General features: G+C 59.1%; 16 protein-coding genes and 4 pseudogenes. 12 read left to right on the top strand and 8 right to left on the bottom strand.

Annotated features, from left to right (window positions below):
* Nucleotides 1-13 precede the first annotated feature (13 nt).
* Complete coding sequence (locus AC4ANK_RS16575) at nt 14-1,246, top strand: D-mannose isomerase (RefSeq protein WP_460384964.1); 1,233 nt, start codon at nt 14-16, stop codon at nt 1,244-1,246.
* A gap of 23 nt (nt 1,247-1,269) precedes the next feature.
* Here AC4ANK_RS16575 and AC4ANK_RS16570 read toward each other — a convergent pair whose 3' ends face one another.
* On the bottom strand, nt 1,270-2,382 hold the full coding sequence (locus AC4ANK_RS16570) for an AbrB family transcriptional regulator (protein ID WP_460385188.1): 1,113 nt from the start codon (nt 2,380-2,382) through the stop codon (nt 1,270-1,272).
* Between the two features lie 89 nt (nt 2,383-2,471).
* Here AC4ANK_RS16570 and AC4ANK_RS16565 point away from each other — a divergent pair.
* From AC4ANK_RS16565 to AC4ANK_RS16555, 3 pseudogenes are all read left to right on the top strand, one after another.
* Nucleotides 2,472-3,002, top strand: a pseudogene (locus tag AC4ANK_RS16565) (LysR family transcriptional regulator); the annotation flags it as partial.
* Nucleotides 3,000-3,791: pseudogene (locus AC4ANK_RS16560) on the top strand (IS91 family transposase); the annotation flags it as partial. The pseudogenes AC4ANK_RS16565 and AC4ANK_RS16560, both read left to right, overlap by 3 nt.
* 181 nt (nt 3,792-3,972) lie before the next feature.
* Nucleotides 3,973-4,347 (top strand): annotated as a pseudogene (locus tag AC4ANK_RS16555) (LysR substrate-binding domain-containing protein); the annotation flags it as partial.
* A gap of 14 nt (nt 4,348-4,361) precedes the next feature.
* On the opposite strand, the gene AC4ANK_RS16550 reads toward AC4ANK_RS16555, so the two are convergent.
* Nucleotides 4,362-4,877, bottom strand: a complete 516-nt coding sequence (locus AC4ANK_RS16550; RefSeq protein ID WP_002553924.1) for a nucleoside 2-deoxyribosyltransferase — start codon at nt 4,875-4,877, stop codon at nt 4,362-4,364.
* Between the two features lie 168 nt (nt 4,878-5,045).
* On the opposite strand from AC4ANK_RS16550, the gene AC4ANK_RS16545 reads away from it, so the two are divergent.
* Complete coding sequence (locus AC4ANK_RS16545) at nt 5,046-6,749, top strand: VRR-NUC domain-containing protein (RefSeq protein WP_002553923.1); 1,704 nt, start codon at nt 5,046-5,048, stop codon at nt 6,747-6,749.
* On the opposite strand, the gene AC4ANK_RS16540 is transcribed toward AC4ANK_RS16545, so the two are convergent.
* The gene (locus AC4ANK_RS16540; RefSeq protein WP_031594938.1) at nt 6,725-7,027 is read right to left on the bottom strand and encodes a hypothetical protein; all 303 of its coding nucleotides are present in this window, start codon (nt 7,025-7,027) and stop codon (nt 6,725-6,727) included. The genes AC4ANK_RS16545 and AC4ANK_RS16540 overlap by 25 nt on opposite strands.
* A 99-nt stretch (nt 7,028-7,126) precedes the next feature.
* On the bottom strand, nt 7,127-7,411 hold the full coding sequence (locus AC4ANK_RS16535; RefSeq protein ID WP_002553922.1) for a hypothetical protein: 285 nt from the start codon (nt 7,409-7,411) through the stop codon (nt 7,127-7,129).
* Between the two features lie 537 nt (nt 7,412-7,948).
* Here AC4ANK_RS16535 and pstS point away from each other — a divergent pair.
* From pstS to pstB, 4 genes are all read left to right on the top strand, one after another.
* Nucleotides 7,949-8,968 carry a phosphate ABC transporter substrate-binding protein PstS gene (gene pstS, locus AC4ANK_RS16530; protein ID WP_002553921.1) on the top strand — a complete coding sequence of 340 codons (1,020 nt, stop codon included), beginning with the start codon at nt 7,949-7,951 and terminating at the stop codon, nt 8,966-8,968.
* A gap of 81 nt (nt 8,969-9,049) precedes the next feature.
* Nucleotides 9,050-10,045 (top strand): phosphate ABC transporter permease subunit PstC, encoded by a 996-nt coding sequence (gene pstC, locus AC4ANK_RS16525; protein ID WP_002553920.1) that lies wholly within the window; start codon nt 9,050-9,052, stop codon nt 10,043-10,045.
* Entirely contained in the window at nt 10,042-10,926 is an 885-nt protein-coding gene (gene pstA, locus AC4ANK_RS16520; protein ID WP_002553919.1) for a phosphate ABC transporter permease PstA, read from the top strand. Before pstC ends, pstA begins: the two co-directional genes overlap by 4 nt.
* Nucleotides 10,926-11,705, top strand: a complete 780-nt coding sequence (pstB, locus tag AC4ANK_RS16515) for a phosphate ABC transporter ATP-binding protein PstB (protein ID WP_002553918.1) — start codon at nt 10,926-10,928, stop codon at nt 11,703-11,705. Before pstA ends, pstB begins: the two co-directional genes overlap by 1 nt.
* Here pstB and AC4ANK_RS16510 read toward each other — a convergent pair whose 3' ends face one another.
* The gene (locus AC4ANK_RS16510) at nt 11,706-12,635 is read right to left on the bottom strand and encodes a LysR family transcriptional regulator (protein ID WP_002553917.1); all 930 of its coding nucleotides are present in this window, start codon (nt 12,633-12,635) and stop codon (nt 11,706-11,708) included.
* A 254-nt stretch (nt 12,636-12,889) separates the two neighbouring features.
* Between AC4ANK_RS16510 and AC4ANK_RS16505 the strand changes: the two genes are divergently transcribed.
* Nucleotides 12,890-13,888 carry an alpha/beta fold hydrolase gene (locus AC4ANK_RS16505; RefSeq protein ID WP_002553916.1) on the top strand — a complete coding sequence of 333 codons (999 nt, stop codon included), beginning with the start codon at nt 12,890-12,892 and terminating at the stop codon, nt 13,886-13,888.
* A gap of 68 nt (nt 13,889-13,956) precedes the next feature.
* Here the strand turns inward: AC4ANK_RS16505 and nirD are convergent, their stop codons facing one another.
* On the bottom strand, nt 13,957-14,343 hold the full coding sequence (gene nirD / locus AC4ANK_RS16500; protein ID WP_002553915.1) for a nitrite reductase small subunit NirD: 387 nt from the start codon (nt 14,341-14,343) through the stop codon (nt 13,957-13,959).
* Entirely contained in the window at nt 14,343-16,904 is a 2,562-nt protein-coding gene (nirB, locus tag AC4ANK_RS16495; RefSeq protein ID WP_031594937.1) for a nitrite reductase large subunit NirB, read from the bottom strand. Before nirB ends, nirD begins: the two co-directional genes overlap by 1 nt.
* A 139-nt stretch (nt 16,905-17,043) precedes the next feature.
* Between nirB and AC4ANK_RS16490 the strand changes: the two genes are divergently transcribed.
* Both AC4ANK_RS16490 and AC4ANK_RS16485 read left to right on the top strand, forming a co-directional pair.
* Nucleotides 17,044-17,274 carry a hypothetical protein gene (locus AC4ANK_RS16490; protein ID WP_141234608.1) on the top strand — a complete coding sequence of 77 codons (231 nt, stop codon included), beginning with the start codon at nt 17,044-17,046 and terminating at the stop codon, nt 17,272-17,274.
* A 231-nt stretch (nt 17,275-17,505) separates the two neighbouring features.
* Nucleotides 17,506-18,000, top strand: coding sequence for a GNAT family N-acetyltransferase (locus tag AC4ANK_RS16485; protein ID WP_002553913.1), 495 nt, complete (start codon nt 17,506-17,508; stop codon nt 17,998-18,000).
* A gap of 59 nt (nt 18,001-18,059) precedes the next feature.
* On the opposite strand, the pseudogene AC4ANK_RS16480 reads toward AC4ANK_RS16485, so the two are convergent.
* Nucleotides 18,060-20,053: pseudogene (locus AC4ANK_RS16480) on the bottom strand (peptidase U32 family protein).
* Nucleotides 20,054-20,117: the final 64 nt, after the last annotated feature.

The raw sequence follows: 20,117 nt of genomic DNA, 5'->3' as shown, positions 1-20,117 counted from the left end.
GCGGCATCGCGTCATGGATAATAATAATCACACCTTCAGCAGTTGGCTGCGCTCGCCAGCCCATCATCAATGGCTGGCACTGGAAGGCAACCGTCTGTTGACCTTCGCCAAGGCTTCCCGACTCGACAACGGTTTTGGCAGTCTTGATGACTACGGCCGTCTGATGGTCGGCGCCACGGCCGAAACCATGAATACCGCACGTATGACCCACTGTTTTGCCATGGCCCATGCGCAAGGCATACCCGGCTGTGCCGCACTGGTCGATCATGGCATCGCCGCATTGCGTGGCCCGTTGCGCGATGCCGAACACGATGGCTGGTTCAGTGCCGCGCTCGAAGACGGCGGCAAAACCGACAAACAAGCGTATCTGCACGCTTTCGTCGCACTGGCGGCCAGTTCTGCCGTGGTGGCGGGGCGGCCTGGCGCGCAAGCATTGCTGTCCGAGGCCATCCAGATCATCCAGACCCGTTTCTGGAGCGAGCAGGAAGGTGCCATGCGTGAGTCGTTTGCGCAGGACTGGAGCAACGAAGAGGCCTATCGCGGTGCCAACAGCAACATGCACAGCACCGAAGCCTTCCTCGCGCTGGCCGACGTGACCGGCGATGCTCAATGGCTCGACCGGGCGTTGAGCATTGTCGAGCGGGTGATCCATCAACATGCCGGGGCCAACAATTTTCAGGTCATCGAGCACTTCACACAAAACTGGCAACCGCTGCCCGATTACAACCGCGAAAACCCGGCTGATGGCTTCCGGCCGTTCGGCACCACGCCGGGGCATGCCTTCGAGTGGGCACGGCTGGTGCTGCATCTGGAGGCCGCGCGTCGCCACGCCGGGCGTTCAAATCCGGAATGGTTACTGGAGCTGTTTGCCAATGCCTGCCGCTACGGCTGGGATGTCGACGGTGCGCCGGGTATCGTCTACACCCTTGACTGGCAGAACCAGCCAGTGGTCCGTCATCGCCTGCACTGGACCCACTGCGAAGCGGCCGCTGCTGCTGCAGCGTTGCTGCAACGTACCGGCGAGCAACAGTACGAAGATTGGTATCGCCGTTTCTGGGAATTCAACGAGACCCTGTTCATCGATCATGAGCATGGCAGCTGGCGCCATGAGCTGAACCAGCGCAACGAACCAAGTGCTGATATCTGGCCGGGCAAGCCGGACCTTTATCACGCCTATCAGGCCACGCTGTTGCCGGTGTTGCCGCTGGCACCCAGCCTGGCCAGTGCTCTGGCGGGGCATGAGTGAACGGCTGAGCCTGGCATCGGCAATCAGAGCGCAGGGATGCGTTTGTCGCTCAGGCGGATAATCTGCCGGGCCAGGAAACTGCCGGTCAGGATCACGCCGAACAGGCGCAGGGTCTGCATGGCCAGCACGAAGCCGACATCGGCATGAGTATCGATGGCAATAATGGCCATGGTGTCCAGGCCGCCCGGGCTGGTTGCCAGGTACACCGAGAGGTAATCCTTGCCCATCATCACTGCAATCAGCCAGGCCGACAGGGCGCACAGAACGATCAGCAGCAGTGAGGCCAGAATCATCATCGGCAGTCGTCGCCACACGTATTGCACTGTCGGCCGGTCGAAACGCAGCCCTACATAACAGCCGATAGCACCATAGCCAATTGGCAGCAGCCAGTCAGGAATGCTGATCTGCATGACGCCGCTCAGTTGCAGCGCGCCGCCCAGCATCAACGGCACCAGTAAGGCACCCGCTGGCAGGCGCGAGCCCAGTGCTACGCCCGTTACGATCACTGCCAGACTCAGGGCGAGGTCGATCAGGTTCAGGCTATGTAAGGCGGCTGCGGTGCTGTGCAGGTCAGCCCCGGAATCCGGTGCGCCGATGAAATGGCTGACCAGCGCGCCGATGGTGACCACGCAGACCACGCGCACATATTGCATGGTGGCAACGACTCGCGAGTCTGCGCCGTAATCCTCGGACATGGCGACCATCGCCGAAGCTGCGCCGGGCGACGTGCCCCAGGCGGCAGTGTTACTCGGGATTCCGCCAAAGCGCACCAGTACCAGACCCACCGCCGCGCTCAGCACCACAGTCAGGATCGTGGCCAGCAGCATGACGTGCCAGGACTGTAGCGCCGTGAGCAATATGCTGACTGACATGGCATGCGCAATCAGCACACCAACGGTGCCCTGGCCGAGTTGAAACGCCCGCTTGGGCATGCGGATGGTGGCGCCCGACACGCCAAAGCCGATAGCAACCAGCATGGGGCCGAGGAACATCGCAGCAGGCATATTGAACAGTTTGAGCAGTTGACCGGCAGCACCGGCCATCAGGATCAGGCCCGTCCATTGAGTCAACGGGGCAAGGGTGGAAAGTGAAAAGCGTGAAGCGTGAAGCGTGTGACAAGGACGTTCTCCTTGAATCGGGTGGATCACATGCAAACAGTATCGACTTGGCAACCGATCAAGTCTATTTTCTAATAATCATGAATTGATAACTTTGGTTGATAGATATGGACCTGCGCGATCTCACTTATTTTGAAACCATTGCCGAACTGGGCCACCTCGGGCGAGCCGCGGAAAAGCTCAATCGCAGTCAGCCCGCGCTGACAAAAAGCATTCAGCGGCTGGAGGAATCATTCGGAACGCGGCTGTTTCAGCGTGACGGTCGACGCATCAAACTGACCCCGGTGGGTGAGCTGTTGCAGGCACGCGGCAAGGAACTGCAGCAGAGCATTGCCCAGACCCAGCGGGAAGTAAGGGATTTCGCCAGTGGCATGGTGGGCAACATTCGCGTCGGCTGCGCCGCGACGATGGCGGAATACCTGATGCCGAAACTGACCTCGGCCCTGTTACAGCGTACGCCGGATGTCACTTTCAAGCTGGTGATAGGCCAGGATGACCTGTTGCGTGAGTCGCTGCGTTCAGGCCAGCTGGACATGATCATCTGCGCACTGGCACCCGATAGCGAAGACGTCACCAGCTTCGCCATACTCAGGGACGAAGCCGTGGTGGTCGCCAGCAAACACCACCCGATCTTCAAGCGGCGCGGTTTGCGCGTCGGGATTTTCGGTGCGCTGCACACCTATGGCCGGCGGCTCAACTGGCATCCCCACGTCCACCTGTCGGTGACCGCGGGCGGCCTGGATGAGCAGGGCGTCTGGAAAAATCTGTCGTTCCACAAAGAGGCCCTGCGGCGGCGCTGGATGTGGCTGGTGCGCGATTACCTGCTGGGACAGCCGCTTTCGCAACTGACGATGCCGCCGCAGCTGGCCCACATCCACTGTGAAAGCGACTGGCGCCGTTTGATACTGACCGCTGGTGGCCAGCACTGGCACATCCACTTGTCGAAGAAGACGGAAAACGGCCGAAAGACCGTCAATTACCTGGGCCGCTACCTGAAAAAACCGCCGATCTCGGGCAGTCGTCTGGCGCATTACACCTGCGGGGCCACGTTGAGCTTTACCTACCTGGATCACCGCACGCAGACCTATCAGCAGGAAACGCTGAGCCAGGCCGACATGCTGCGCCGGGTGGTCCAGCACATCCCGGAAAAGCATTTCCGGATGATCCGGTATTTTGGTTTTCTGGCCAATCGGGTGTGTGGGAAATACCTGCCGAAGGTGTATGAAGCACTGAAGATGGCGACGCCAGGACCGGTACCAAAGCTGTATTTTGCGCCGATGGCCAAAGCCTTTCTAAACGTCGATCCGTTCCGCTGCGTGCTGTGTGGCGCGCGGATGGTATACACGGCAGCGATCAGCGGGCTGACGGTGCAGGGACTGGTCCTCAACGCTCAGGCGATCGCGCAGATGAGGTACGTGAAGCCCTGACAGGGGGAAGGTGCGTCCGCACCTAGGCTCAGCGGTAAAATAAACTGTGTTAATGCGGATTTATAGGGATTTTCACTGCATAAGTAACGCATCAGCGTCTTCCTACGCATCGCTATGAAGGCATGACGCCTCCTTCACAGCGTCAGGTTCATGCATAGGCATTTTGAAATTCCTATGCATCAAGACCTCATTGAAGATGAGTGACCTCTGCGCGTATCGCTGGGTACTTCCGCCAGTCAGCGTTTCATCACGCAAGTGGCTGGACGCGACCTTTGCTGCCAACGGCCTGCCGCTGCCGACAGTGCAGATCGAGGCGAACTCGATCTCCCTGTTGCCAGGCTTGATTGCTCAAAGCAACCTGCTGAGCTTCATCGCCCGCGAGTCGCTGGAGTTTGGCAAGACCATGCAACACCTGCGTGAAGTGCCACTGGAACAGACCACGCTCAAGCGCACAATCGGCGTGACCCTGCGCAAGGGCGGCTACCTGTCGCCAGCGGCAGAGGGCATGTTGCAGATGCTGCGTGACAACGGCGGGGACTTTCTGGGTTGGGGGTGAGCGCGTGCGTTCAGCTACTCGCCGGGCATGACCTTTAAGCCATTCAGGTACCTTGCCAGTGCCTCGGCACCCAGCTCCACGGTAGAGCTGGTACCCGCCCAGCTACAGGCGAGCATCAGGTTGCGGGGCAAGTCGAAGTCCTCAACCATAAAGCCGTCGCGATCAAACCCGTGTTCATCATGAGAAACCAGTTCGCGCAACGAGGTCACTGGCTCGAAGTACGCCCAAACGGGCTTGTTCAATGCCACCGCCATACCGACTTCAAATGCGCTGCCCGAATCCGGCTCCAGACCGCGAAACACATTCAGGTTGACCAGTACGGCAGAGCAGCGATGAATCATCGCGATATTCATCGAGTAAATCTGCTGCGCAGTTTCATGCGGCGTGCGCCCGAGGGTCACTTCATTGTCGAAGGGGTACAAACCTTCAAGCCCGTGTGCCGAGCATAACGCCTTGAGGTAGCGTCCGTACTCGACGGCGTCGGGCCGGAACACGTCGAAGCCTGCGAGATAAACCAGTGGCGTTTGCATATCCGACTCTTGGCTACAGAGGTTATCCCACTGATTCTAAGGCCGACTGTCTGGCCGCGATACGTGCCATTGATCGGCCGACCGGCGCTCAGCAGGTATTTGAGCTGGAATCTGTACGGATAACCAGTATTCTTGTCCAGTCTGATCATTTTCATGTGAACGCTGGCCTTGAATACTGCTCCTCTCGACAATCCGTTCTATTACCTGGAAAACTTCCGGCAGGTCCTTGCCTGGATTGCCCTGCGCTACGACGACCTGCTCGACGCAGCCGAGCGCCGTTTCATCAGCGAGTTTGCCGAGGCGCCCGTGCGTGCCCAGGGTCTGCTGGTACGCATGGTGATGCGCAAGGGCGTATTGTTTCGGGCCAGCAAACTGAGTTACGTCGAAATCGGCGACCCTCGTGAGGCAGTGCAGCCGCTGCTGGATCGCGGCTGGGTCGTCACCAGCCCGCCACTGGGTTTGAGCGAACTGTTCCAGTTGCTGCGCCGCGACGAGCTGACCCAGTGCTTCAAAGCCCATGCAGTCAAGGGGCCAGAGCGCAAGCAGGCATGGCTGGAGCGCTTGCAGCCGTTGTATGAAGCGCCACAGGCACTTGAGCAATGGCACCCGACGTTGTCTGACGCCGTGTTCGGCCTGAACATCATGCCGCTCTGTGACCGCCTGCGATTGTTGTACTTCGGCAATCTGTATCAGGAGTGGTCAGAGTTCGTGCTGGCTGATCTGGGTATCTACCGCTACGAAAAGGTCGAATTTTCGGTGCAGTCGCGCGTCATCAATCAGCGCGCCGACATCGATGTGTGCCTGCAATTGCATGCCTGTCGAGAAGCGCTGGAAGCCTGCATCGATCTGCATGCGCTGGCCGAACAGGTCATCGCGGTCCAGTGCGGCAATGCGTGGTTGCATATGCGCCGCGCCAAACTGCTGTTTCGCATCGGGCAACAGGCCGAGCGCCTGCAGGACTGGCCTCTGGCGATGGCGGTGTACCGTCAGTCCAGCTACCCCGGCGCGCGTTCGCGGCAGATCCGGGTGCTGGAACGCAACGCCGAATACGCAGCCGCCATGACGCTTGTGCAGCAGGCGCGGAGTGCCCCGGAAAGTGATGCCGAGGTTCAGCATTTGTCGCGCGTGTTGCCACGACTGCAACGCAAGCTCGGCCTGACGGTCGAGCGCAGGCGCGCGGCGCGTATCGTCTCGCGGCTGGACGTGCAGGTTGCGCCATTGGCGGGGGTGAGTGTCGAACGTCTGATACGCCAGCACCTTGAACAAGAGCAGGGTGGGGAAGTGCATTACGTCGAGAATGCGCTGATCAATTCCCTGTTTGGTCTGCTGTGCTGGAAGGCCATTTTCGCGCCCTTGCCTGGCGCATTCTTTCACCCGTTTCACAGTGCGCCCAGCGACCTGTACAGCCCGGATTTCTATCAAAACAGGGTGGCATTGTTCGATGCCTGCCTGATGCAACTGGAGTCAGGTGAATATCTGACGACCATTCGCGAGCATTTTCAAAGCAAATTCGGCCTGCAATCACCCTTCGTATTCTGGGCTGCATTGACGCCGCAGCTATTGGAGCAGGCACTGTATTGCCTGCCCGCTGAGCACCTGCGTCACTGGTTTCGTCGTCTGTTGCAGGATGTAAAAGCCAACCGGACCGGAATGCCGGACTTGATCCAGTTCTTCCCGGAGCAGCGGCGTTATCGAATGATAGAGGTCAAAGGACCAGGGGATCGTCTCCAGGACAACCAACTGCGCTGGCTGGATTTCTGCGCCGAGCATGGTATGCCGGTGGAGGTGTGTTATGTGCAGTGGGCAACTGAACATGCTGCCGACGTCATTGAAGAGCTGGCCTGCCATCAAGGCGCTTTGTGTTCATCCTGACTGTCTTGGTGATTGGCGTCATGCGGTTGTTTCGAGTCATGAGGCTTGTCAGCCGCACTGCCGTTCTTTCCGGGCAGCGGGTCCATGCCTTTGGTGCCGGGGCTTGTGCCTGGCGCGCCGGGACTGGTTCCGTCCACGTTCTTTTCCGTTCCGGTGCCGGGTACTTTCGGACCGTCGCCTACCGGGTTCGTCGGGCCTGTAGAGCCTGCGAATGCGCTTGCGCACGAGAGCGCCAGCAGTGCTGCAAGGCCTAATGCCCCCAATCTATTCCTGATCATGCTGCAACCTCCGTGAGTGCAATGGGGTAGAACGGTGTTACGGGATCTGCCACTGACCCGCGAGCAAAACATGTTGTTCTGCCCGCGTCAGAAGCATAATTACTGAGTCTTGGTTTTTTCAGTAACGTTGCTCTTGTCGTGCGTGCCATGTGCGCCCTTGTCATGATTCATCGACTTTTCGGCAGCCGCTTTTTTGCTGTCTGTTTGCGCGCCAGGAGTTTCGGAAGAGGTGCGGTCCATCGGCTGGGTGTTAGTGCCCGGCAGCTTGGTCGCATTCTTGTTGATTGGCGTTTCAGAGCTGGTCGTCGATTCGGCAAAGGCTGCACCCGAAGCGACGGCCATCAGGCCTGCCAGGGTGAGGGCAGTCAGTTTGGTCTTGATCATGATGCTTACTCCGTTGTTTTAAAGTAGTTCTTTAACGTACGTATATTGGTCATTGGTCATTGGCCAGTGGCCATAGGTGCCGTTGAACCCGACGAACGGTAGCTTCGTGCGACACGCTCCCACCAATGCCGACTCCTTGCGTCGGCGGTTTCAAACCTTTTGCATTCGCTGATTTGCATAGATGTGATGAGCGCTGATGGAAAATTTTTAAGTTGATTTAGCTATAACGTGACCGTCTGGTCATCCCCAACGATTCTTAAAATCATACTTTCTTACATTTTTATAACGCAGATGGCGTTTGGCTATCTATCTAAGGGTGGCAAAAAGCTATTTTGCGCTGTGGGGCATGATTTCGCCGTAAACATTGGGTTCTACAGGGTTTTTCAGCGTCGGCAGCGTAGGAAATCGCCTACAAAAAAGTTCCCTCACCGACACGATTCGTTGGATTGTCATGAAACAGCAACATTTCAGGTTTTAAATCCGCCTCGGGCCTCCTTAACTGGGCCACCACACAATCTCCTGGACTGAGGTATTACCGTGATACTGCTGACTAAAAAACGCTTGTCGCTTCTGATCGCTTCGCTGTGCCTCAGCGGTGTGGCCCATGCGACTGATGTCACAGGTGCTGGTTCGAGTTTCGTCTACCCGGTTATTTCAGCGTGGTCCCAGGACTACAGCAAAACCAAGGATAACCGTATCAACTATCAGTCCATCGGTTCGGGCGGCGGTATTGCCCAGATCAAGGCAGCGACTGTTGACTTCGGTGCATCCGACGCCCCTATGTCCGCTGAGGACCTGCAGGCTGGCGGTCTGGGTCAGTTCCCAAGCGTCATCGGCGGTATCGTGCCGATCGTCAACGTCGAAGGCGTTGAAAGTGGCGAGCTGAAGCTGGACGGCCCAACTATCGCCAAGATCTTCATGGGCGACATCAAGAAGTGGAACGACCCGGCAATCACTGCCCTGAACTCGGGCGTGAAGCTGCCTGATACTGCGATCACCGTTGTTCACCGCTCGGACGGTTCGGGTACAACTTACAACTTCACCAACTACCTGAGCAAAGTCAGCCCGGAGTGGAACGAGAAGCTGAAGTTCGGTTCGACCGTGCAGTGGCCAGCCGGTGTGGGTGGCAAGGGTAACGAAGGTGTTTCTGCCTACGTGAAACAGATCAAGGGTTCGATCGGTTACGTTGAGTACTCCTACGCGACGACCAACAAGTTGTCTTACACCCAGTTGAAAAACGCTGCCGGCAAATTCATCAAGCCAGACGCCAAGGCTTTTGCTGCCGCTGCTGACACTGCCGACTGGGCGAGCGCCAAAGACTTCAACCTGATCATGACCAACGCGCCGGGTGAGGCTGCATGGCCGATCACCGCGACCACCTGGATCATCATGTACAAGAAAGCCAAGAACGAAGAGAAAAGCGCAGCCGCTTTCGACTTCTTCAAATGGTCCCTGGAAAACGGCCAGAAACAGGCCGAGAAGCTGGAATACGTAGCATTGCCGAAATCGCTGGTTGAACGCGTGGAAAGCTACTGGAAAACGGAATTCACCAAGTAAGTGATTCAACCCGTACCACCCCTGTCATCAGCCGCGATATAGGCTCGGTGACAGGGGCTTTTCCTTGCGAGTGGCCTCAACATGACTGAAAACCCCCAATACCTGTCCGCTAACGTCTCCGCTGGTGAGTCCGAGGGCGAGAAGCGCGCCAAACGGGATCATCGTCATGACCTGTGGTTCAAGCGTTCATTGCAGGCCGCAGCAATGCTGGTGCTTGCTTTGCTGGGTTGTATTGCCTTGTCGACCCTGTGGGGCGGCAGTCTGGCATTCCAGACTTTCGGGTTTGGCTTTCTGACCAGCACCGAGTGGGACGTGAACGCCGGCAAGTTCGGCGCGCTGGTTCCGATCTACGGCACCCTGGTTACCTCTTTTCTGGCTTTGCTGATCGCCGTCCCGGTGAGTTTCGGCATTGCAATCTTTCTGACCGAAGTAGCTCCGCCTTGGCTGCGCATGCCGATTGCCTCGGCCATCGAGCTGCTGGCAGGTATCCCGTCGATCATCTACGGCATGTGGGGGCTGTTTGTCTTTGGCCCGTTCATGGCTGAACACCTGTCACCCTGGATCACCGAAAACCTCGGCGCACTGCCGCTGATCGGTCCGATGTTTCAAGGCCCGCCGCTGGGTATCGGCATGCTGACCGCCGGTATCGTGCTGGCGATCATGATCACGCCGTTCATTACCTCGGTTATGCAGGAAGTCTTCCGTACCGTGCCCGTGGCCCTCAAAGAGTCGGCCTACGCACTGGGCGGCACGACCTGGGAAGTGGTCTGGGACATCGTGCTGCCTTACACCCGTTCGGCAGTGGTCGGCGGTGTGTTCCTCGGCTTGGGACGCGCGCTGGGTGAAACAATGGCGGTCACCTTTGTACTGGGCAACGCCCATCAGTTCTCTGCATCGCTGATGATGCCGAGCAGTTCCATTGCTTCGGTGATCGCCAACGAGTTCAACGAAGCCTATACCGACTTGCACCGTTCGGCACTGATCGCCCTTGGCTTCCTGTTGTTTGTGGTCACCTTCATCGTGCTGGCCCTTGCACGTCTGATGCTGTCGCGCCTTTCGCGTAAGGAGGGGTTATGAGTAAGGATGTGACAGGCAGCGAGAGCCTGTATCGGGTTCGCAGCATCAAGAACAAGATTGCGATGGTGCTCAGCTGTGGTGCCACTGCCTTCGGCCTGCTGTGGCTGGTGTGGATTCTGCTGACCACTATCATCAAGGGTATCGACGCGCTAAACCTGCAGTTGTTCACCGGCATGACCCCGCCGCCTGGCACCGAGGGTGGCCTGGCCAACGCGTTCTATGGCAGCGTGCTGATGTCGGGCATAGGCCTGTTGATCGGTACACCAATCGGCCTGATGGCCGGTATCTGGCTGGCCGAGTTTGCTCGCTACACCAAGCTGGGTAACGCAGTACGCTTTATTAACGACATCCTGCTGTCGGCACCTTCCATCGTGCTCGGCCTGTTCGTTTACACCGTTGTGGTACTGCCGCTCAACGCAGTCACAGGCCATCAAGTGGGCTTTTCGGCGATTGCCGGCGCGCTGGCTCTGGCATTGCTGGTGATCCCGGTGGTGGTGCGTACCACTGACGAAATGATGCAACTGCAACCCTCGACCATGCGTGAAGCCGCACTGGCGCTGGGTGTGCCGCAATGGAAGCTGACTCTGCAAATCGTCTTGCGCGCTGCCAAGGCGGGTGTGGTTACCGGCGTATTGCTCGCATTGGCACGTATCACCGGCGAGACCGCGCCGCTGCTGTTCACCGCTTTCGGCAACCAGTTCTGGAGCAGTGATCTGCTCAAACCAATCGCCAGTGTTCCGGTGGTGGTTTTCCAGTACGCCATGAGCCCGTTCGATGACTGGCACTCCCTGGCATGGGCCGGTGCGCTGGTCATGACGTTGTTCGTACTGATACTGAGTCTGCTGTCTCGCTTAATTCTTCTGCGCAATAGGGCGTCCTGATGAACAACCTTTCCCTGGCCAACGAAAAGACCAAGATCCAAGTGCGCGGTCTGGAGTTTTTCTACAACAACCAGAAGTCGTTGAAGTCCATCGACATGACCATCCCCGAGAAGCGCATCACTGCGATCATCGGCCCGTCGGGTTGCGGTAAATCGACCCTGCTGCGCGTTTTCAACCGTATCTACGCGATGTACCCGAAACAGGAAGCGCGCGGCGAAGTGCTGCTCAATGGCGAAAACATCCTGGCGCCAGGCTACTCGATGAACCGCCTGCGCAGTCACGTGGGCATGGTGTTCCAGAAGCCAGTGCCGTTTCCGATGTCGATCTACGACAACATTTCCTATGCCATCAAGCACCACGAAAAGCTGTCGCGTCGGGAAATGGAAGATCGCGTCGAGCAGGCACTGCGTGGTGCGGCGTTGTGGGATGAGGTCAAGGACAAGCTCAAGCAGAGCGCAACCGGTCTGTCCGGTGGTCAGCAGCAACGTCTGTGCATCGCCCGCACCATCGCGCTGCGCCCTCAGGTGTTGCTGCTCGATGAGCCCACTTCGGCACTTGACCCGATTTCGACCGGGCGTATCGAACAGCTGATCACTGAACTCAAGGAGCAGTTCACCGTGATCATCGTGACCCACAACATGCAGCAGGCGGCGCGTTGCTCCGACTACACCGCCTTCATGTTCATGGGTGAACTGATCGAGCACGGCGACACCGACACCATCTTCACCAAGCCCTCCAAGACCCAGACCGAAGACTACATTACCGGTCGTTTCGGCTGATCAACCGGCCAGGGCGGGCGCTTCCTGGCGCTCGCCCATGAACTCCTCGATCCTGCTGCGCAGCCAACGCTCGGCAGGGTCGCTGTCCATCACACTCAGCCATGTCATCGACAGGTCCAGCCCCGGCGTGGGGAAGGGCAACGGCTCGTCATACAGCAGACCCAAGGCGCTCATGGCCTTGGCCGCGTAGTCGGACAGGCCCGAAATCATGTCGGTGCCAGCCATCAGTGCGGGCAGGGTGGCGAACTGCGGCACTGACAACACGACCTGACGCTTGCGACCCAGTGCGGTCAGCCACTCATCGGCAAAGCTGCTGATGCTGGCCACGTGCGACACCACCACATGAGGTCGTGAACAATATTCGTCGATGCTCATCGGGCCGCGTGGTTTGTCGGCGCGTACCAGCCGTGGCTGCACGTTGCGCAGCGTCTTGCGTTTGGCATTGGCCGGCAGCTCACGGGTCAGGCAGACGCCGACGGTGATGTCTCCGGACATCAGCACTTCGGAGATATTCAGATAGTCGACGTGCTTGACCACGATCACCACGCCAGGCGCCTCCTCGCGGATGGCCTTGAGCATGGCGGGAAACAGGCCGAATTCGACGTCGTCGGTCAGGCCGATGCGAAAAGTCATCTTGCTGACCGAGGGATCGAAATCGGTGGTCAGGCTCAGCGCGGTAGACATGGCATCCAGCGCTGGCGTCAGGTGCTTGAGAATCTCATGGGCGCGCGCGGTCGGCTCCATACGATGCCCGACGCGGATGAACAACGGGTCATTGAGCAGGTTGCGCAGGCGATTCAGTGCGGCGCTTATCGTGGGTTGGCCGAGAAACAGCTTTTCGGCTGCCCGGGTGACGTTACGCTCCTGCATTAATGTCTCGAAGACCACCATCAGGTTGATGTCGGCCTTGCGCAGTTCATTTCGATTCATTGCTGTTCCTTGGCATCAGACCTGGCTGACCACGACGGCCTGTAACCGACGGCTCAGTCTAGGCAAGCGTGGCAGGGGGCGTCCAGCGTTTTGCCGCCGTCGGGCTGGCATGATGAAACGTCTGCTTACGGTTCTACAGGCAGGAAAGGGGCGAATCTGTAGTGGGAAACAAGGTCTACTTGCTGGTCTGCGGTTTAACGTGGAAGCGGCTGCAGATTTCGACCCCTATCCACAGGCTACAGGAGGTGCCCCTTATGCGGGCTGCAAAGATTGCCGGCATGTTGATGTCGTTGACGCTGTCAGGCGCAGCACTGGCTGAAACGCCCGGTTATGGCCAGCAACTGGAAGGTTTCACTTACCCCCACGCGCTGCACAAATTCAGTTTTCAGTCCCAGGGCCAGACGCTGGAAATGGGTTACATGGATGTCGCACCCACCGGCAAGGCCAATGGCCGCACCGCGGTGCTGATGCATGGCAAGAATTTCTGCGCCGCGACCTGGGAAGACACTATCGAGGGGCTGAGTGCTGCGGGCTATCGCGTTGTTGCGCCTGACCAGATCGGTTTTTGCACCTCGACCAAACCTGCGCACTATCAATACAGCTTCCAGCAGTTGTCGATGAACACCCACGCGTTGCTCGAAAAGCTGGGTATCGACAAGGCGTCGGTCGTCGGCCATTCCACCGGCGGCATGCTGGCCACGCGTTACGCGCTGATGTACCCGAAACAGACCGAGAAACTGGTGATGGTCAACCCGATCGGTCTGGAAGACTGGAAGGCCCTTGGCGTGCCTTACCGCAGCGTCGATCAGTGGTATGAGCGCGAACTGAAAACCACCGCCGAAGGCATTCGCGCCTACGAGCAGAAGACCTACTACGACGGGCGCTGGAAGCCTGAATACGACAAGTGGGTCGACATGCTGGCGGGCCTGAACAAGGGGCCGGGCCATAAGATCGTTGCCTGGAACTCGGCGCTGATCTACGACATGATTTTTACCCAACCAGTGTTCTACGAGTTTCCCAGGCTGCAGGTGCCGACCGTGTTGATGATCGGCGATGCCGATACCACTGCCATCGGCAGCGATATCGCACCGCCCGAGGTCAAGGCCAAGATCGGCAATTACAAGGTATTGGGCAAGCAGGTGGCGCAGATGATCCCTGGTGCCAGACTGGTGGAGTTCAAGGGCAAGGGGCATGCCCCGCAGATGGAAGATCCGCAGGGCTTCAACAAAGCGCTGTTGTCCGAGCTGCAATAGTCGGTCATTCATCCCACGCAACAGCCTGGTCGGCCAGCGATCAGGTTGTCTGGCCCTATTGTTATCAGCTAGACGGCAATCTCTACCTGATCTCCGTTAAGCCGTACCGGCCAGACCTCCAGACGTTGTTCCGGGTACTCAATGCAACTACCGTCGTGCAGACGAAAATGCTGCTTGTACAACGGCGAGGCAATCACCAGCTCGCCAGCGATATGGCCAATCAGTCCGCGACCGATCACATTGGCACCGGACTTGGGGTCGCGGTTGTCGATGGCAAAAAGCTGTTCGCCCTCAGGGGTTTCAGGCAGGTAGAACAGCGCTACCTGCGCGCCGTCCAGCCACGCTACCACGCCGGAGTTGGCGACCAGATCCTTGCGTCCGCACAGGGCATGCCAGTGCAGTTGCAGTGCAGAATGGGCGTTTTCGCCCGCTAATACGGTGTTGGACGAATTCATTACACCACCTCCTTGAACAGCGGGATAAGGGCCAGCTCTTCGGGTTTTGCCGGACGACGCTGGGCGCGCTCCTTGACGAAATGCACGTCCGGGTCGCCACGTCCGTCGTTGACGAAGGTGCGGAAGCGCTTGAGCTTCTCCGGGTCCTTGAGGGCATTGGCCCATTCGCATTCATAGCGGTCGACCACCAGTTGCATCTGCGACTCCAGCTCTGCGGCCAGCCCCAGGCTGTCATCGACAATCACCGCCTTGAGATAGTCGAGGCCGCCTTCCAGCGATTCACGCCAGACCGAGGTGCGTTGCAGCTTGTCGGCAGTGCGGATGTAGAGCATCAGGAAACGGTCGATGTAGCGAATCAGGGTTTCGTCATCCAGGTCGGTGGCGAACAGCTCGGCGTGGCGCGGACGCATGCCGCCGTTGCCGCACAGGTACAGGTTCCAGCCGTTCTCGGTGGCAATCACACCCACATCCTTGCTCTGCGCTTCGGCGCACTCGCGGGTGCAGCCGGATACGGCGAACTTGAGTTTGTGCGGTGAGCGCAGCCCCTTGTAACGGTCCTCGATGCGCAGTGCCATGGCGACGCTGTCCTGCACGCCATAGCGGCACCAGGTACTGCCGACGCAGGACTTAACCGTCCGGGTCGATTTGCCGTAGGCATGCCCGGTCTCGAAACCCGCCTCAATCAACTCACTCCAGATGTCCGGCAGTTCATGCAGTTGCGCGCCGAACAGGTCGATGCGCTGGCCGCCGGTGATCTTGGTGTACAAGTCGTACTTCTTGGCCACGGCACCAATCGCGATCAGCCCGTCGGGGGTGATTTCGCCGCCCGGAATACGCGGTACGACCGAGTAGGTGCCGTTTTTCTGCATGTTAGCCATGAAGGTGTCGTTGGTGTCCTGCAGTGGCACCAGCGAAGGTTCGGTGATGGGGCGGTTCCAGCACGAAGCGAGAATCGAGCCGACCGCAGGCTTGCAGATGTCGCAGCCATGCGCGCCTTTGCCATGGCGAGTCAGCAGCTCGTCAAAGGTCTCGATACCTTCGACGCGGACCATCGAGTACAACTCCTGGCGGGTGTAGGCGAAGTGCTCGCAGAGGCTTTTGTCGACCGCCACACCGCGCGCCATCAACTCATGCTCGAACACCTGCTTGAGCAGCGCGGTGCAGCCGCCACAGCCGGTGGCCGCTTTGGTGCAGGCCTTGATCCCGGCGAGGTCGGTGCAGCCATTGTCGATTGCCGAACAGATAGAGCCCTTGCTGACGTTATGGCAGGAACAGATGGTCGCGGTGGCGGGCAGGGCATCGGCACCCAGCGTCGGCGCGCCTTCGCCACGCGGCAGAATCAGGCTCAATGGATCGGCGGGCAGCGGGATGCCGTTCTGCGCATATTGCAGCAGGGTGTCGTAGTAACTGTTGTCGCCGACCAGCACAGCGCCGAGTACCTGTTTGCCATCGGCCGACACCACCAAGCGACGGTAGCTGGCGGTGGCTTCGTCAATGAAACGATAACTGACAGCCCCGGCCAGCGCACCGTGCGCGTCACCAATGGAGCCGACATCCACGCCCAGCAGCTTGAGCTTGGTGGACATGTCGGCACCGAAGAACGGCTCAGTGTCCTTTTCGCACAACTGTGCAGCTACGCCACGGGCCATCTGATAACCGGGTGCTACCAGGCCGAATACGCTGCCGTTCCAGGCCGCGCACTCGCCGATTGCATAGATATCGGCGTCACTGGTGCGACAGTGCTCGTCGATTGCAATACCGCCACGCGGGCCGAGTTCCAGTTCACACTGGCGAGCCAGAGCGTCCTGCGGGCGGATACCGGCAGAGAACACGATCAGATCGGTTTCCAGAAATTCGTCGTTGGCGAAGTTCATGCGATAGCGGTATTGCTTGCCGTCGCTGATCGATTGTGTGGCGCGCGACAGGTGTACGCCGACGCCCAGCGCTTCGATACGCGCTTTCAAGGCGGCCCCGCCGTGCTCGTCCAGTTGCACCGGCATCAAGCGCGGGGCGAACTCGACAACATGGGCTTCCAGGCCAAGCGATTTCAGTGCATTGGCCGCTTCAAGCCCGAGCAGACCACCGCCGACTACCACGCCACGGCGAGCTTTCGAGGCGGCGTAGCGAATGGTGTCCAGGTCCTCAAGCGTGCGATAGACCAGCCGCGAGTTGCCCTGTGCGCCCTCGATCGGCGGTACGAACGGGAAGGAGCCTGTGGCCAGGATCAGCTTGTCGTAGCTGAAGCAGCCTTCGGCGGTGATGATTTCATGACGATCACGATCAATCTCCAGCACCGGTACGCCCAGGTGCAGCGTCAGGCCAGGTTGTTCGTAGACAGACATTTCACTCATGGCCAGCGACTCGGCATCGCGGCCGGTAAAGTATTCGGACAAATGCACGCGGTCGTAGGCACGCTGTGCTTCTTCGCCAAATACATGGATGCGATAACGCTCCAGTGCGCCGCCTGCGATCAACTGCTCGACGCAATGGTGTCCGACCATGCCATTACCGACGACGATCAGGGTTTTTACATCGTTCATGGGGAAGACTGTGGTGTTCATAGCAAGTCCCGGCCGAGGCCAATCAGGTTTTTTGAAGCAAAAAAAAAGCGCCCGGAACCTTTCGGTTCCAGGCGCCTTTGCCTGTTCTCTTATTGGGTGTTCGGGGATGCCATCAAGCCACGTTGCCGGATGCACCCATGTGGCCCTCTGGTCTCTTCGAGACTGGCGATCAACGTCGATCAACCGGGGCGGCCCGACCACATTCATGGTGGGGTTGTTCAAGATTATGCAGGGGCTGTGCCAGCTTGCGTCGGCAGTGCTCCAGGCCCGAATTGGCAATGCCCGCAAGGCTGCGCAGCGTTTACAACGGCGTCCGGCGCATGATTTTTCCTGCCTTGCATTGGTGCGCATCGAAGGGTTTGCGCTGTAAAGCTGTGCGCCGCATTGCCCGCTCACGATAATCGGCGTTTTTACCTCCGGGCGCCCCAGTCGCTCCAGGCACATATCGTTCCTCACGCTCCGCGTGGGAATGCCTGTCGTGACGCTCCGCGTCACAATTCTGCGCCGCGCCGCCTGCTCTATAGTCAAGCCGTGCGTCCAAAGGCCCATCTCTGGCGTAACATTTGTATCACCCTGCAATTCCCCCAATAAGTCCGTGCTCATGAACATCACTATTACTGAGGTACACCCCTCCGAGATCCCGCACACCGTCGATTTCGTCATGCGTGCACGTGCCGGGATCTTTCCCTTGCTCGACACCGTCACCGTTCCGCCCGATCTGGCCGGTTTCGAGCAGGTGTATCTGGGCGGGGAGGACGGCAAGTTTCTGATCGCCCGCAGTGAAGGGCAGATCATCGCGGCTGTGGGCTACCTGCCGTTCGATCATCGTTTCCTGCAGCTCGATTATCGCGGGCGCAGAACCGTTGAGATCGTGCGCCTGTTCGTCACGCCGGAGTTTCGCGGCGACGGGCTGGCCAGCCGTTTATGTCAGGCGCTCTGGGCGCATGCCGAGGCAGGTGGCATAGAGGTTTTGTACCTGCATACCCATCCGTTTCTGCCCGGCGCGATCCGTTTCTGGGAGAAACAGGGTTTTGCTGTGACCGATGTGGAAAACGACCCGGTGTGGAATACCACCCATATGGAGCGCGTTCTTTAAGATTGCTTTGTCAGAAGACGCAAGGGGCTGGCAGGGCGCCAACCCCCCCCTCATACCGATCAGCGAGTGGAACGCTGACGCGCAGTCTTGAGCAGGTCTTCCGGTGTGATATGGCCGACCACCGATTTGGCCGCCGCGCTGCCGGGGAGCGGCAAGTCGAGAATGTGACCTTTCATCTTGCCGATCACGTGCATTTCGCAAGGCTTGCAATCGAACTTGAGGGTCAACACTTCATCACCGTGCACCAGTTGCATCGGCGCGACCTTGGTGCGCACGCCCGTCACACCTTTGGCCTGTTTCGGGCACAGGTTGAACGAGAAGCGCAGGCAATGCTTGGTGATCATCACGGGCACTTCGCCGGTCTCTTCGTGGGCCTCGTAGGCCGCGTCGATCAGCTGTACGCCGTGGCGATGATAGAAGTCGCGAGCCTTCTGGTTGTAGACGTTGGCCAGAAAAGACAGATGCGACTCCGGGTACACCGGTGGCGGGGTCGTCTCCGCCTTGCGGCCACCGCGTGGATGCGCCTCGATGCGCGCTTCGGTCAGCGCCTCGATGGCATCGCGACGCAGGGTCTTGAGCTGCGAGTTGGGCACGAAGAACGCCTGTGGCGCGTCGAGCCTGACATCCTGAGCATGGTAGATCGTGGTGCCCAGCTGAGTGAGCAGGTCACGCAGTTGATCCAGCGCCTGCTCGGGCTTGTTGGCTGCGCCGAACGGGCCGTCAAGGTTTACCGCGACGCTCACACCTTCTTCACTGATGGCTTCCAGGCGCAGGTGGTCTTCACGAAGGGTAACCTGCCACTGAATGCCGATGCGGCGCTCGACCGAGGTCTTGAGCAGCGCCTGCTGCCAGTTGTGGTCCAGGTTGCGATTCAACGGATGGTTGGGGCGCACACGGGAAAGGGCCGCAGGCATCTCGTTGGGTTCTACACGGTAGCGCCAGCGCTTCTGGCCGTCTTCTTCGAACTCGCCTTATTGGCACGGAAGCCCACCACTTCACGCTTGATCTGCACGTTAAGACCGTCACCGTTGGACAGCGGCTCATGGGTCACAGCGATCAGGTCACGCTTGCCGAGTTTTTCGACGGTGCCGACTGCCAGACCGGTAAACGTCGGCGTATCGAAAGCACCGATGTCGATCTTGCGGTCACTGACGAAATAGTCGGTGCTGCCGCGATGAAAGGTCTTTTCCGGGTCAGGCACGAAGAAGTGTGCGGTACGGCCGCTGGAAGCGCGGGCGAGGTCCGGACGGTCTTCGAGAATCTCGTCCAGACGCTGGCGGTAATAGGCGGTGATATTTTTGACGTAGCCTGCGTCCTTGTAGCGACCTTCAATCTTGAACGAGCGCACGCCTGCGTCCACCAGATCGCGCAGGTTGGCGCTCTGGTTGTTGTCTTTCATCGACAACAGATGCTTTTCGAAGGCAACGACGCGGCCCTGATCATCCTTGAGCGTGTACGGCAGGCGGCAAGCCTGCGAGCAGTCGCCGCGGTTGGCACTGCGGCCGTTTTGCGCGTGGGAAATATTGCACTGCCCGGAGAACGCCACGCACAGGGCGCCGTGGATGAAGAATTCGATGGCCGCATCGGTTTCATCGGCGATTGCGCGGATTTCCTGCAGATTCAGTTCCCGGGCCAGCACCAACTGCGAGAAACCGGCCTGATCGAGAAACTTCGCCCGGCTCAGGGTGCGAATATCGGTTTGCGTGCTGGCGTGCAGCTCGATGGGCGGAATGTCCATCTCCATCACCCCGAGGTCCTGCACGATCAACGCGTCCACGCCGGCGTCGTAAAGCTGGTGAATCAGCTTGCGCGCGGGCTCCAGCTCGTCGTCATGGAGGATGGTGTTGATGGTGGTAAAGATCCGCGCGTGGTAGCGGTGCGCGAATTTGACCAGCTCGGCAATGTCGCTGACCTCGTTGCAGGCGTTGTGCCGCGCACCAAAGCTCGGCCCGCCGATATACACCGCATCGGCACCATGCAGGATGGCTTCACGGGCGATGGTCACATCCCGTGCAGGGCTGAGCAATTCCAGGTGGTGTTTGGGTAACGACATGGCAACGGGATCCTGCGGCGTGCAAAGCGCGCATTGTAGTGCTACAGGCCGCGCGGCGCACCTG

The organism is Pseudomonas sp. Pmew2 (assembly GCF_058129885.1).
This window is presented reverse-complemented; position numbering and strand designations above follow the sequence as displayed.

What these genes read in the sequence shown, in the direction of transcription:
- AC4ANK_RS16575 (WP_460384964.1), top strand. Translation starts at nt 14, where the DNA reads ATGGATAATAATAATCACACCTTCAGCAGTTGGCTGCGCTCGCCAGCC.
- AC4ANK_RS16550 (WP_002553924.1), bottom strand. Translation starts at nt 4,877, where the DNA reads ATGCAAACGCCACTGGTTTATCTCGCAGGCTTCGACGTGTTCCGGCCC.
- AC4ANK_RS16540 (WP_031594938.1), bottom strand. Translation starts at nt 7,027, where the DNA reads ATGATCAGGAATAGATTGGGGGCATTAGGCCTTGCAGCACTGCTGGCG.
- AC4ANK_RS16535 (WP_002553922.1), bottom strand. Translation starts at nt 7,411, where the DNA reads ATGATCAAGACCAAACTGACTGCCCTCACCCTGGCAGGCCTGATGGCC.
- pstC (WP_002553920.1), top strand. Translation starts at nt 9,050, where the DNA reads ATGACTGAAAACCCCCAATACCTGTCCGCTAACGTCTCCGCTGGTGAG.
- pstA (WP_002553919.1), top strand. Translation starts at nt 10,042, where the DNA reads ATGAGTAAGGATGTGACAGGCAGCGAGAGCCTGTATCGGGTTCGCAGC.
- pstB (WP_002553918.1), top strand. Translation starts at nt 10,926, where the DNA reads ATGAACAACCTTTCCCTGGCCAACGAAAAGACCAAGATCCAAGTGCGC.
- AC4ANK_RS16510 (WP_002553917.1), bottom strand. Translation starts at nt 12,635, where the DNA reads ATGAATCGAAATGAACTGCGCAAGGCCGACATCAACCTGATGGTGGTC.
- AC4ANK_RS16505 (WP_002553916.1), top strand. Translation starts at nt 12,890, where the DNA reads ATGCGGGCTGCAAAGATTGCCGGCATGTTGATGTCGTTGACGCTGTCA.
- nirD (WP_002553915.1), bottom strand. Translation starts at nt 14,343, where the DNA reads ATGAATTCGTCCAACACCGTATTAGCGGGCGAAAACGCCCATTCTGCA.
- nirB (WP_031594937.1), bottom strand. Translation starts at nt 16,904, where the DNA reads ATGAACACCACAGTCTTCCCCATGAACGATGTAAAAACCCTGATCGTC.
- AC4ANK_RS16485 (WP_002553913.1), top strand. Translation starts at nt 17,506, where the DNA reads ATGAACATCACTATTACTGAGGTACACCCCTCCGAGATCCCGCACACC.